This is a genomic window from Geodermatophilus sp. SYSU D00965, from assembly GCF_054050075.1.
In genome coordinates this window covers 80,693-93,600 of the sequence record NZ_JBJGYQ010000009.1, presented here as the reverse complement: position 1 = coordinate 93,600, position 12,908 = coordinate 80,693, and the positions used below count along the sequence as shown (strand labels likewise).

Annotated in this window: 12 protein-coding genes; 7 read left to right on the top strand and 5 right to left on the bottom strand. The window is 74.5% G+C overall.

Annotated features, from left to right (window positions below):
- Positions 1–39: 39 nt before the first annotated feature.
- Positions 40–1,833, top strand: a complete 1,794-nt coding sequence (locus ACI789_RS10515) for an acyl-CoA dehydrogenase (protein WP_457008699.1) — start codon at positions 40–42, stop codon at positions 1,831–1,833.
- Between the two features lie 122 nt (positions 1,834–1,955).
- Here the strand turns inward: ACI789_RS10515 and ACI789_RS10510 are convergent, their stop codons facing one another.
- Positions 1,956–2,132, bottom strand: coding sequence for a hypothetical protein (locus ACI789_RS10510; RefSeq protein ID WP_456907893.1), 177 nt, complete (start codon positions 2,130–2,132; stop codon positions 1,956–1,958).
- 311 nt (positions 2,133–2,443) lie between these two features.
- Between ACI789_RS10510 and ACI789_RS10505 the strand changes: the two genes are divergently transcribed.
- Positions 2,444–3,487 (top strand): YihY/virulence factor BrkB family protein, encoded by a 1,044-nt coding sequence (locus ACI789_RS10505; protein WP_457008697.1) that lies wholly within the window; start codon positions 2,444–2,446, stop codon positions 3,485–3,487.
- 74 nt (positions 3,488–3,561) lie between these two features.
- Here the strand turns inward: ACI789_RS10505 and ACI789_RS10500 are convergent, their stop codons facing one another.
- Both ACI789_RS10500 and ACI789_RS10495 read right to left on the bottom strand, forming a co-directional pair.
- The gene (locus ACI789_RS10500; RefSeq protein ID WP_457008695.1) at positions 3,562–4,269 is read right to left on the bottom strand and encodes a hemerythrin domain-containing protein; all 708 of its coding nucleotides are present in this window, start codon (positions 4,267–4,269) and stop codon (positions 3,562–3,564) included.
- A 68-nt stretch (positions 4,270–4,337) separates the two neighbouring features.
- Complete coding sequence (locus tag ACI789_RS10495) at positions 4,338–5,246, bottom strand: ABC transporter substrate-binding protein (RefSeq protein WP_457008693.1); 909 nt, start codon at positions 5,244–5,246, stop codon at positions 4,338–4,340.
- A gap of 103 nt (positions 5,247–5,349) precedes the next feature.
- Between ACI789_RS10495 and ACI789_RS10490 the strand changes: the two genes are divergently transcribed.
- The 5 genes from ACI789_RS10490 (at position 5,350) to phaZ (ending at position 11,386) form a co-directional block, all read left to right on the top strand.
- A complete protein-coding gene (locus ACI789_RS10490) occupies positions 5,350–7,047 on the top strand; it encodes a phosphatase PAP2 family protein (protein ID WP_457008691.1) in 1,698 nt (565 codons plus the stop codon).
- Positions 7,044–7,628, top strand: coding sequence for a hypothetical protein (locus ACI789_RS10485; RefSeq protein ID WP_457008689.1), 585 nt, complete (start codon positions 7,044–7,046; stop codon positions 7,626–7,628). The genes ACI789_RS10490 and ACI789_RS10485 overlap by 4 nt, the downstream gene beginning before the upstream one ends.
- The gene (locus tag ACI789_RS10480) at positions 7,625–8,692 is read left to right on the top strand and encodes a flippase-like domain-containing protein (protein WP_457008687.1); all 1,068 of its coding nucleotides are present in this window, start codon (positions 7,625–7,627) and stop codon (positions 8,690–8,692) included. Before ACI789_RS10485 ends, ACI789_RS10480 begins: the two co-directional genes overlap by 4 nt.
- A gap of 125 nt (positions 8,693–8,817) precedes the next feature.
- On the top strand, positions 8,818–10,542 hold the full coding sequence (locus ACI789_RS10475; protein WP_457008684.1) for a PHA/PHB synthase family protein: 1,725 nt from the start codon (positions 8,818–8,820) through the stop codon (positions 10,540–10,542).
- On the top strand, positions 10,526–11,386 hold the full coding sequence (phaZ, locus tag ACI789_RS10470) for a poly(3-hydroxyalkanoate) depolymerase (RefSeq protein WP_457008682.1): 861 nt from the start codon (positions 10,526–10,528) through the stop codon (positions 11,384–11,386). Before ACI789_RS10475 ends, phaZ begins: the two co-directional genes overlap by 17 nt.
- A gap of 63 nt (positions 11,387–11,449) precedes the next feature.
- Here the strand turns inward: phaZ and ACI789_RS10465 are convergent, their stop codons facing one another.
- Together ACI789_RS10465 and ACI789_RS10460 are read right to left on the bottom strand one after the other, a co-directional pair.
- Complete coding sequence (locus tag ACI789_RS10465) at positions 11,450–12,349, bottom strand: hypothetical protein (RefSeq protein WP_457008680.1); 900 nt, start codon at positions 12,347–12,349, stop codon at positions 11,450–11,452.
- A complete protein-coding gene (locus ACI789_RS10460) occupies positions 12,339–12,587 on the bottom strand; it encodes a hypothetical protein (protein WP_457008678.1) in 249 nt (82 codons plus the stop codon). Before ACI789_RS10460 ends, ACI789_RS10465 begins: the two co-directional genes overlap by 11 nt.
- Positions 12,588–12,908: the final 321 nt, after the last annotated feature.

Below are 12,908 nucleotides of genomic sequence, written 5' to 3'. Positions count from 1 at the left end.
GGAACGGTCGGCTGCGCCGGCGGGCCTACCCTGAGCCCCGTGCGTTCGTCGCTGATCCTGTCCCGCCGCGACCTGGACTTCCTGCTGCACGAGTGGCTCGACGTCGAGAGCCTGACCAAGAGGCCCCGGTTCGCCGAGCACTCGCGGGAGACGTTCGACGCCGTCCTGGAGCTGGCCGAGCGGATCGCCACCGACCACTTCGCGCCGCACAACCGCACGGCCGACGAGCACGAGCCGCGGTTCGTCGACGGCCGGGTGGAGATGATCCCGGAGGTCGGCCGGGCCCTCGAGGTCTTCGCCGAGGCCGGGCTGATGGCCAGTGAGTTCGACGAGCGCTTCGGCGGGATGCAGCTGCCGCACACCGTCGGGCAGGCGGTGTTCGCCTGGTTCAAGGCGGCCAACGTCGGCACCTCGGCCTACCCGTTCCTGACGATGGCCAACGCCCGGCTGCTCATCGCCCACGGCAGCCAGGAGCAGATCGACACCTACGTCGGCCCGATGGTCGAGGGCCGCTGGTTCGGGACGATGGCGCTGTCCGAGCCGCAGGCCGGCTCCTCGCTCGCCGACATCACCACGCGGGCCGAGCGGCAGGACGACGGCACCTACCGGCTGACCGGCAACAAGATGTGGATCTCGGCGGGCGACCACGAGCTCAGCGAGAACATCGTCCACCTGGTGCTGGCCAAGGTCCCCGGCGGTCCGCCCGGCGTGAAGGGCATCTCGCTGTTCGTCGTCCCCAAGCACCTCGTGCGCGACGACGGCTCGCTGGGTGAGCGCAACGACGTCGTCCTGGCCGGGCTCAACCACAAGATGGGCTACCGGGGGACGACGAACACGCTGCTGAACCTCGGCGAGGGCGGGCACACCCCCGGCGGGCGGGCCGGCGCGGTGGGGTACCTCGTCGGCGAGGAGCACCGCGGCCTGACCTACATGTTCACGATGATGAACGAGGCGCGGATCGGCGTCGGCATGGGCGCGACCGTGCTCGGCTACACCGGCTACCTGCACGCCCTGGAGTACGCGCGCACCCGCACCCAGGGCCGGCCGCCGGCCGACCGGGACGCCACCCGGCCGCCGGTGCGGATCGTCGAGCACACCGACGTGCGGCGGATGCTGCTGGCCGCGAAGTCCTACGCCGAGGGCGGCCTGGCGCTGGGCCTCTACTGCGCGCGGCTGGTCGACGAGGAGCAGACCGCGGAGTCCCGGGAGGAGCGCGAGCGCGCGCACCTGCTGCTGGAGGTGCTCACGCCGATCGCGAAGGCCTGGCCGTCGCAGTGGGGGCCGGTCGCCGACGACCTGGCCATCCAGGTGCACGGCGGCTACGGCTACACCCGCGACTACCCGGTCGAGCAGTTCTACCGGGACAACCGGCTCAACCCCATCCACGAGGGCACCAACGGCATCCAGGGGCTGGACCTGCTGGGCCGCAAGGTCGTCATGCAAGGCGGTGCCGGGCCGGCGCTGCTGGCCGAGACCATCGGGCGGACGACGGCGCGGGCGGCCGGCACGGAGTGGGCCGCGTTCGCCGCCGACCTCGACGCGGCCGTGGCCCGCATCGGCGCGGTCACCGCGACGCTGTGGGGTGCCGGGGACCCGGCCGTCACGCTGGCCAACTCCACCGCCTACCTCGAGGCGGCCGGCCACGTCGTCGTGGCCTGGCTGTGGCTGGAGCAGGCGCTGGCCACCGGCGAGCAGGCCGGCGACTTCCACCAGGGCAAGCGGGCGGCGGCGCGCTTCTTCCACCGGTACGAGCTGCCCAAGGTGCACACCCACCTGGACCTGCTCGAGTCGCTGGACCGCACCGTCCTCGACACCGACGAGGCCTGGCTGTAGCGGAAGGGTCCCGGACGCGGCCGCGCCCCGTGGCTCCTCGTCGGAGCGCGGGGCGCGCGGGTGGCCCTCCTGCAGGGGCCCGCCGCGAGCCTGCGAGCGGTGAGGGGCAGGAGGGTCCTTTCTCAGGCCGCGCGGGCCATGCCCACCGGCTCGGCGGCGCGGGCGGCCGGGCGGGCCGCCGACGCGGTCGCGGCGCGCTGCTCCCGCTCGTACCGGGCCGTGGACGAGGTGCCCATCACGATCACCAGTGCGGTCAGGACCAGGAACCCGATCAGGGTCACGGCCGGCCACAGCACCATCGGTTTCATCCCCCTGGGAGTCGATCTGTTCGTCGCCGCAGGGAGGCATGCCCCCCGCAGCACGTCGTCGGGTGGTGTCTTCCCCCGCTGACCGGGATCTCAATCGTCGATCCGTGCGGAGTACCTGACACCGGGGCGCCCGGACCCACCCCGGAGGGTGACGACGTCGCAGCCATGACACCCCGCTCGGGTGACATCCGCGACCCCCCGACCAGGGGGGCGGCGCCACGACACCCCGGGGCGGGCATGGAACAGGACCGTCCGGGGCACCGGGGAGGACGACGAGTTCCCACCCCGACCGGAGGACGACCATGAACCGCCCCACCGGCTCCCGCGGCGCCGACACCGCCGCGAAGGACACCCGGTTCTCCGGCAACCGCGCCGGGGATCCAGCACCCCAGGACGACAAGGTCAACGAGGTCCGGTTCGACAACGCCCCGCAGGGGGCCGACCCGAAGCCCACCACCGGCGGCACGTTCAAGCGCACGCTCAAGGAGTTCAGCGAGGACAACCTCACCGACTGGGCCGCCTCGCTCACCTACTACGGCGTCCTCGCGCTGTTCCCCGCGCTGATCGCCCTGCTGTCGATCGTGGGCCTGCTGACCAACCCGGAGCAGCTCACCACCGCCCTGACCGCGGTCGTCCCGCAGCAGGCGGCCAGCACGCTCAACCCGGTGATCCAGCAGATCGCCGGCAACACGGGCGCGGCCGGCTTCGGCCTGGTCCTGGGTCTGGCCGGCGCCGTCTGGTCGGCCTCGGGGTACGTGGGCGCGTTCACCCGCGCGGCCAACGTGGTCTACGAGACCCCCGAGGGCCGCAAGATCTGGAAGCTCAAGCCGCTGCAGCTGCTCGTCACGCTGATCGGCATCCTCTTCGCCGCGGTCATCGTGACCCTGCTGGTGCTCAGCGGCCCCGTGGTCGACGCCGTCGGCCAGGCGATCGGGGTGGGCGAGACGGCGATGACCGTCTGGAACGTGGTCAAGTGGCCGGTCATCCTCGTCGTCCTGGCGCTGATGATCGCCGTCCTCTACTACACGACCCCGAACGCGAAGCTGCGCGGCTTCAAGTGGGTCAGCCCCGGCGCCGCCGTCGCCATCGTCGTGGCGATCGTCGCGTCAGCCCTGTTCGCCTTCTACGTGGCGAACTTCGGCAGCTACAACAAGACCTACGGGGCGCTGGCCGGTGTCGTCGTCTTCCTCATCTGGTTCTGGTTGATCAACGTCGCGCTGCTGTTCGGCATCGAGCTCGACGCCGAGATCGAGCGGACCAAGGAGCTCAAGGAGGGCGTGCCGGAGGCGCACAAGGAGATCCAGCTCGACGCCCGCAGCGACCCGAAGCCCCGCCAGACGAACTGAGCACGGGCCCCCTGCCCGTGCAGGGGGCGACCCGACGACGGCTCCTCCCCAGCTGGGGAGGAGCCGTCGTCGCGTCAGCGGGACGTCGGTGGCTGGTCCCCGCGGCGGGACAGCGGCACCCGCTCCACCAGCCCGGCCACCCCGGCCAGCGCCCGGCTGACCGCCTCCCCGGCCGGCGCGAGCTGCTCCGGGGCGCGGCGGACGGCGGCGTCGACCAGGTCGCGGGTGCGGTCGATGAGCGTCAGCGGCAGGCCCGACAGCGCGTTGCCCGGCGGCCGGCGGGAGACCGTGGGGTGCGGGCGGGTCGGCGACACCCGGCGGGCGAGCTCCCACTGCCGGCCCAGCCGCCGCAGCTGGTGCGGGTCGAGCTTCTCCTGCAGCCGCGGGAAGAGCACGTCCTCCTCGTCGCGGACGTCCTCCCGCAGCACCTCGACCAGCCGGGCCAGCCGCTGGGCGCGGCGGGGGTCGTCGTGGCCGAGGGTCTCGATCTCGGAGACCAGCTCGTTGACCTCCTGGTGCTCCTCCTCCACCCGCAGCGTCAGCGCGTCGCCGTCGGCCAGCACCCGGCGCAGCACCGGCCACAGCACGGTCTCCTCGGCGAAGGCGTGGCTGAACACCAGCCGGTCGATGCGGGTGAGCACCTCCTCCTGCTCCCGGCCGGTGGTGCCGTCCAGCTGGTGCAGCAGCCGGTCGAGCTCGATGTGGTCGCGGCGCTGGCGGACCAGGACGCTGCCGGGCCCTCCCAGCTCCTCGTCCGTCTGGTCGGCGATGGATCGGCCCACGGCAGGCACTCCTCGGGTTGCGGGTCAGTGCCCGCCTCCTGCCCGTCGACCGCCCCCGGCATGCACGCTCAGCGCCCGCCCCACCACAGCGCCGCGGCCTCCGCCGGCGTCCGGCCGTCCACGGCGACCAGCCGGTTGAGCCGCACCAGGTCGGCGTTGGTCAGCCGGGCGCTGACCGCGTCCAGCGCCGTCGACAGCTCCGCCCCCGCCCGGTCGAGCACCGCCGTCCGCACGACCGGCACCACGTTCTCGTGCGGCTGCAGCCCCCGGTCGTCGTCGAGCAGCACCAGCGAGCCGTCGGCCAGCCGCGCGTCGGTCGTCTCCAGCAGCCCGATGTCGATCTCCTCCGACTGCAGCGCCTCCACCGTCGCCGACCGGGACGGCATGGCCCGCACCTCGGCGAACTCGAGGCCGTACACCTCCCGCAGGCCGGGCAGGCAGTACCGCCGCTCCGGGCACTCGGGCGGCCCCCCGAACACCATCCCGGAGGCGACCAGGGAGAGGTCGGACAGCCGGCGGACGGCGTTCTGCTCGGAGAACGCGGCCCGGACGACGAACCCGTTCTGGTCCTCGGCGGCCGCCGCGGCGAGCACGGTGGCGCCGCGCTGGGCCATCGCCCGCGCCAGGGCGGCCCGGAGGTGCTCGGGCTCGCGCCGGGCCGGCGGCTGCCCCGGGTCGACGAAGTCCAGGGCGGTGCCCAGGTAGTCCACGACCAGGTCGACGACCCCCTGCTCGAGCGCGGGCAGCACCACCTCGCGGGTGCCGATGCCGTGCTGGACGGTCACCGGCAGGCCCGCGCGGCGCACCGCCTCGGCGTACACCTCGGCCAGGATCTGGTTCTCGGCGAAGTCGTAGGAGGCGATGCGGATCGTGCCCTCCGCGGCCGGGGCCGCCGTCCCGGTTTCCGGGGCGCACCCGGGCAGCAGGAGGAGGGCCAGCAGGAGAAGCGCGGCGGGGAACGCCCGGGAACGCTGCATCGCGGGCTCCCTCCTCGCGGGGGAACGGGCCCCGGCCACGCTAGCGCCGGACGGCGGCGAACCCAATGGACCGCGGGCCCGCCACGGTGCAGCATCGGGCGGCATGGCGTCGCTGCCGCACGCCGCCTCGGAGGCAGGCCCGGCTCGGCGCCCCGGCCCGCCGGCCATCCAGCGCGTGCGCCGCCGGCGCCGTCCCTCCGGCGAGCCGCCGCCGCTGCCCCGGCACCTCAACACGTCCGGCCGGTGGTGGCTGGGCCTGTCGGCGGGCGTGGTGGTGGCCTGGGCGGTCGTCCTGGCCACCGACAGCGTGCCGCTGGTCGACCTGGTCGACACGCGCGTGCTGCAGGGCATCGCCACGCTGCACTCCCCCGGGCTGACCGAGGTCGCCGAGGTGGCCGGGGTGCTGGCGACCCGGCCCGCGATCCACGCGCTGTGGCTGGCCAACCTGCTCGTCCTGGTGGTGTGCCGGCGCTGGCACCACCTGTTCGTGTGGCTGGGCGTCGGCCTCGTGGTGGTCAACGTCGCGGCGCTGGCCACGGTCGTCCTGCAGCGGCCGCGCCCCTACGAGGTCGAGCTGCTGGGCGAGTGGTCCGGCTTCTCCATGCCCTCGCTGCCGGTGACCGTGCTCGCCGCGTTCCTGGTGAGCACCGTGTACGCCCTCGTGCCGGCGGGCCGTCCCCGGACGATCGCCAAGTGGGTCGTCGTGGGGCTGCTGGCGGTCACCGTCGCCTCCCGGCTGTACCTGGCCCAGGACCACCCGAGCGACGTGGTGGCGGCGGTCGTCCTGGGCGTGGCGACCCCCCTGGCGGCGTTCCGGCTCATGACGCCGACCGACGTCCACCCGGTGCGCTACCGCCGCGGCAGCCCGGCGCACCTCGACGTCTCCGGCGCGCGCGGCCAGGCGATCGTCCGGGCGCTGCAGGACCAGCTGGGCCTGCTGGCCACCTCCTGCACGCCGTTCAACCTGGCCGCGTCCGGCGGCTCGACGCCGCTGCGGATCACGGTGAAGGCCTCCGACGGGGAGGAGGACTTCGTCTTCGGCAAGCTCTACGCCGCCACGCACGTGCGCTCCGACCGCTGGTTCAAGCTGGCCCGCACGCTGCTCTACGGCCGGCTGGAGGACGAGAAGCCCTTCGCCAGCGTGCGCCGGCTCGTGCAGTACGAGGACTACGTGCTGCGGCTGTTCTCCGACGCCGGGCTGCCCGTGCCGCACCCGATGGGGATCGTGGAGATCACCCCGGAGCGGGAGTACCTGCTGGTCACCGAGTTCCTCCGCGGCGCCCAGGAGATCGGGGACGCCGAGATCGACGACGCGGTGATCGACCAGGGGCTGGCCGCGGTGCGGCGGATGTGGGACATCGGCGTGGCCCACCGCGACCTCAAGCCGGCCAACATCCTGGTCCGCGACGGCACCCTCTACCTGATCGACTCCGCCTTCGCCGAGGTCCGGCCCAGCCCCTGGCGGCAGGCGGTGGACCTGGCCAACACGATGCTGGTCCTCGCGCTGCGCACCGACGCGGCGCGGGTGTACGCCCGGGCGCGGCTGCGCTTCTCCGACGAGGAACTCGCCGAGGCCTTCGCCGCCACCCGCGGCCTCACCATGCCAGGCCAGCTGCGCCGGTTGCTGCGCGCCGACGGGCGCGACCTGCACGCGCAGTTCCTCCGGCTGCTCCCCTACCGCCTGCCGCCGGTGCGCATCCAGCGGTGGAGCTTCCGGCGGGTCGGGCAGTCGCTGGTCGCCCTGCTCGGCATGCTCGTCGCCGCGCTGGTCGCCGTCGACCTGCTGGACTCGCCGCTGTGACCGGGGCCCGGCCGGCCCGGCGAGTGGTCCTGCTCGCCGGCGCCGCGCTGCTCGCCACGGGGTGCGCGCTGCCGGGCGCCCCGGCCGTGGGCACGCCCCCGGCCTGCTCCATCGGGGACGACGCGCGCGCCGCCGACGGCGTCGTCCTCATGGCGCAGGCCGTGCCGACGGCGTCGGTGGTGCCCTGCGTGCAGGGGCTGCCGCTGGGCTGGCACTTCTCCGGTCTGGAGGCCGGGCGCGGCTCGGCCCGGTTCTGGCTGGACTCCGACCGGGACGGCGTGCACGCCATCGAGGTGGCGCTGACCGGGTCGTGCGACACCGGCGAGGCCACCGAGGTCCGCAGCGACCGGGACGGGATGGCGCGGTTCGAGCGGGTCACCCAGGTGACGCCGCAGTACCACGGCCGGCGCATCTACCTGTTCGACGGGGGCTGCCTGACCATCGCCTTCGCCCTCGCCGGTGACAACCGCGCCGAGCCGCTGGCGCTGGCGACCCAGGGCATCGGCACCCTGCGCCGGGAGGACCTCGCCGAGCAGGTGCGCGCCGAGAACGGCGGCCGGCTCGGGCTGGACCCGCCGTGATCGCGCTCTGGCGCCGGTGGCGCAAGGTGCTCACGCCGGTGCTGTCGCTGCTGCTGGCCGCCGCGGTCCTGGCCTGGTTCATCCCCCGGTTCACCAGCCTGTCGGCGGTGTGGGACACCGTCCGCGCACTGACGGCGGCGCAGCTGGGCCTGCTCGCGGTGGTGACGGCCTGGAACCTGGCGACCTACCAGTTCCTCGTGGTCGCGACCATGCCCGGGCAGACCCTCCGCCAGGCCACGGTGGCCACCCTCTCCACCACGGCGGTGGCGAACACCGTCGTCGCCGGCGGGGCGATCGCCGTCGGCCTCACCTACGCGATGAACAGCTCCTGGGGTTTCTCCCGCTCCCGGACGTCGGTCTCCCTGCTGGTGGCCGGGCTGTGGAACAACTTCGCCAAGCTCGGTCTGCCGGTGCTGGCGCTGAGCCTGCTGGCGTTCCGGTCCACCCCGAGCGCCGGGCGGGTTGCGGCCGGGCTGGCGGGTCTGGCGGGCCTGGCCGCGGCCGTCGTCCTGCTCTGGCTGCTGCTGCGCAGCCGCGAGGGCGCGGCGCGGATCGGCACCGCCGCCGGGCGGGTCGCCTCGGCGGTGGTCCGGCCGTTCGGCCGGCCACCGGTGCAGGGCTGGGACCGGGCGACGACGCGGTTCCGCGACCGGACGGCGCTGCTGCTGCGCGCCCGGTGGCACTGGATCACGGTGACCACGCTGGTGAGCCACCTGTCGCTGTTCCTCGTGCTGCTCGTGGCGCTGCGGGTCGTGGGCGTGCCCAGCGAGGACGTCGGGGTGGTGGAGGCCCTGACGGTCTTCGCCTTCGCCCGGTTGCTGACCGCCGTCCCGTTCACCCCGGGCGGGCTGGGGGTCATGGAGGTGGCGCTGATCGCCGGTCTGGCGGCCGCGGGTGGCGACCGCTCCCTCGTCGCCGCCGCGGTGCTGGTGTACCGCGCGCTCACCTACGTGCTACCCATCCCGCTCGGGCTGGGCACCTACCTGTTCTGGCGGCGGAACCGGTCGTGGCGCCGGCCGCCGAACGCCGCGCCGCGGTCGGAACTGGTCCCCGAGAGCGCCTGAGGCTCGACCGCGCCACCCGACCCTGGAGGAGCCACCCGGGAGAGGGTCGTGGTCCTGCGGCGGTCGGCGCTGCGTGGTTCAGTGTCGGTGGTCACACTGCGAGCCACCGCACCGAGGAGACCGGCATGACCGACGCAGCGCGTCCCGCTGAGGACCGCACCACCGACGGGGTCGCCCAGGAGCCCGGCGAGGCGGCTCTCGGCCTCGACATGGTCCTCGTGGACGGCGCCCGGGGGCCGCTGCGCCGGATGATCCCCCCGGCGCGCACGACGCTGCGGCTCGGCCGCGCGCTGGCCGGCCGGCCCAGGGTGGTCGCCGGCCAGATCGGCACCCTCGCCAAGGACCTCGGCAAGGTCGTCGCCGGCCGCTCCGACCTCGCCCCCGCACCCAGGGACAAGCGGTACGCCGACCCGGCCTGGACGGGCAACGGGCTCATGCGGCGGGCGATGCAGGCGCACATCGCCGCCTCGCGCACCGCGCTGGAGCTGCTCGAGGCCGCCGACCTCGACTGGCAGGACGACGAGCGCCTGCGCTTCACGCTGACCAACGTCGTCGACGCCCTCGCCCCGAGCAACGGCCCGCTCAACCCGCTGCTGTGGAAGGCGGTCATCGACACCGGCGGGCGCAACGCCGTCCGGGGCCTCCGGCGGATGGTCGGCGACCTCGCGTCCGCGCCACGGGTGCCCTCGATGGTGGAGCCCGACGCCTTCACCGTCGGGGAGGACCTCGCCGTCACGCCGGGCGCGGTGGTGCTGCGGACGCCGGTGTTCGAGCTCATCCAGTACCGGCCGACGACCGAGCGGGTGCGGTCGGTACCGCTGGTCATCGTGCCGCCGACGATCAACAAGTACTACATCACCGACCTCGCCCCCGGCCGCAGCATCGTCGAGCACTACGTGGCCGCGGGCCAGCAGGTCTTCATGATGTCGTGGCGCAACCCCGACGAGCGGCACGCCGACTGGGGCATGGACGCCTACGGCCAGGCGGTCCTCGACGCCATGGACGCCGCGGAGCGGATCACCGGCAGCGACCGGGTCGCCCTCCAGGGCTTCTGCTCCGGCGGGATCATCCTCGCGATGACGCTCGCCCACCTGGCCGCCACCGGCGGACTGGGCCGGGTCGCCGCCTCCAGCTACTCCGTCGCCGTCCTGGACTGGTCGCGGGCGGGCACGCTCGGCGCGCTCATGGACGAGGGGGCGGTCCGGGACGCGACCGAGAGGTCGCGGAAGAAGGGTTACCTGGACGGCGCGACCCTGGCCGAGGTGTTCGCCTGGCTGCGGCCCAACGACCTGGTGTGGAACTACTGGGTCAACAACTACCTGCAGGGCAACCCGCCGCCGGCCTTCGACATCCTCTACTGGAACGGCGACACCACCCGCATGAGCGCGGCCCTGCACCGGGACTTCATCGACATCGCGTTCGGCAACAAGCTGACCAAGCCGGGCGCCGCCACCATGCTCGGGTCCCCGGTCGACCTGTCGAAGGTGGACGTCGACGCCTACGTCACCGCGGGCATCGCCGACCACATCTGCCCGTGGCAGTCCTGCTACCGGACGACGCAGCTGCTCGGCGGGCGCAGCCGCTTCATCCTCTCCACCAGCGGGCACATCGCCTCGCTGGTGAACCCCCCGAGCAACCCGAAGGCGTCCTTCCAGGTCGCCACGGACACCCCGCCGGACGCGGAGCAGTGGCTGGCCGCCGCGGAGAAGCAGAAGGGCTCGTGGTGGCCGGACTTCACGTCCTGGCTGGCCGAGCGCTCCGGCGACGAGGTGGACGCGCCGACGTCCCTGGGCAACGACGAGCTACCGCCGCTGACCGACGCCCCCGGCACGTATGTCTTCGACAAGTAAGCCGCGCACGCCGCGGGCCACGTCGGCGCCGGCCGCCGACGTGGTCCGCACCGTCACCGTCGCGGGCCGCACGCTGCGGGTGTCGGTGCGCACCGGGGACGAGTCGGTCCCGCCACTGCTGCTGATGAACGGCATCGGCGCGAGCCTGGAGGTGCTGCAGCCGTTCGTCGACGCGGTCGACCGCCGGCGGACGGTGATCCGGTTCGACGTCCCCGGGGTGGGCGGCTCCCCGAGGCCGGTGGTCCCCTACGTCCTGGCCACGTTCAGCCCGGTCGTCGCCGGGGTGCTCAGCCGGCTGGGCCACGACGACCCGGTCGACGTCCTGGGGCTGTCCTGGGGCGGCGGGCTGGCCCAGCACTTCGCCGTCCAGCACCGCCGGCGCGTCCGCCGGCTGGTCCTGGCCGCCACCGGCACGGGCAGCCTGATGGTGCCCGCGCACCCGCGGGTGCTGGCCCGGATGCTGACCCCGCGCCGGCACCGCGACCCCGCCTACACCCGGGCGGTCGCCGGGGACATCTACGGCGGGACCATCCGCGACGACCCGGCGCTGGCGGCCCGGGTGCTGCACTCCGCCAGCCGGCTGGGCCCGCGGCGCGGCTACTACTACCAGCTCGCGGCCAGCGCCGGCTGGAGCAGCCTGCCGTTCCTGCGGCTGATCCGGCAGCCGACGCTGATCGTCGCGGGGGACGACGACCCGATCATCCCGGTGGTCAACGCGCACGTCCTCGCCCGGCTGATCCCCGGGGCCCGGCTGCACCTCTACCACGGGGGGCACCTCGCGCTGATCACCGAGGCCGAGGAACTGGCCCCGGTGGTCGAACGCTTCCTGGACGAGGACGCCTAGCCCCACCAGAGGACCAGCCCCACCAGAGGACCAGCCCCACCAGAGGACCAGGCCCACCCGGCGCTAGGCCCAGCTCCGGACGTCGAGGACCAGGGAGCAGCCGGCCGACCCGGTGGGCTCGACCCGGAAGCCCAGCTGGGCGAGCAGGTCGGCGACGGCGGCGTTCATCGTCCGCTGCACCGCCGCGTCCACGGCCGCCCCGCGCGCCTGCTGACGGCTCATCCGGTCGTGCGCGTGCCAGCTGACCAGGATGCCGCCCTCGCCCGGGACCGGGGTCAGGCACACCCCACCGGCAGCGCCCCGCCCGTCGCACTCGTGCAGCGGCAGACCGGCCTCGACCAGCGCCGCGGTCACCTCGACGACCAGCGTGGTGAGCGCGTCGTCGTCCGACAGCAGCCCGTTCCACTCCTCGGTCAGCCGGTCCAGCTGGTCCCCGAGCTCGCTCAGCCACGCCCGCTCCTGGGGCAGCTGCCGCCGGACCAGCCCGCCGTCGGTGCGCTGCGCGGCGTACACCGCCCGCACCGACGCCGGCAGCCCGCCGGCCAGCGCCGCCCAGTCCGCGTCGACCCGGTCGGCGAAGGGGCCGGCGACGATCCGGCCGCCGGGGCGGTCGGCCCACTCGTCGACCAGCCACCAGGCCGGCGCACTCCCGGACCCGACGGCCCGCTTGCCCGCGGGGTGCGTGGCGACACCGACGGCGGCGCCCTGCTCGAGGCACCCGTCCCCGCCGCCGGTGTCGGCACGCCGGGAGTCGCCGGCCGGCCGGGCGGCCGGGACGTCACCGGCCGGGGCCGCAGCGGTCATCGCGGGGACCGCCGCCCGCCGCTGCACCTGGTTGCGCTCGAACTGGTACCGCTCGGTCGACCTGGTACCCAGCGCGATGACCACCGCTGCGAGCAGCACGAAGCCGAGCACGGTCACGGCCGGCCAGAACAGCACGACCTCGCCGACCTCACCAGGCACGCCAGGCCCCCTGCGGTCCGGCGCCCCACAGGGCGGCCCGCTGCACCAGGTCGCGCAGCCACGGCCGCAGCCGGGCGAGCGAGGAACGCAGCTCGCGGCGCAGCGACGCCGGCGCCGCGGCGCGGTCCTCGGGCACGAACAGGTCCATCAACGCCGTCAGGGTCAGTTCGTGGTCGGCGGGGGTCGGCCCGGCAGGGGACGGCGGTCGGGTGGCCAGTGCTGGTGGCGCGGCGTTCACACGGGGCTCCTCGGGACTGTTCGTCGCGGCCGGGGAAGTGCCGCGGACAGCCGGAAAAGTAGGGCTCGAGACCGCCCCGCGGACCCCTCTCCCGAGGCCCGGGACGGCGCCGTCACCCGATCGTTGTCCGGGCCCCACCGAGGGGTCGGTGACCCCTCGCTGCGCCCGCCGTCATGTCGACATCCGCCCTGGTCCGCAGCGTGGAACGGCCGGTCAGCGGGCGTGGTGACGCCGGTGGCGGCCCGCGGCACGGCATGTCGCAGGGCCCGTCCCCGGGCCGGCCGGGGTCCCGGTTCCCCACCCCAACGGGTGGCGTCGGAC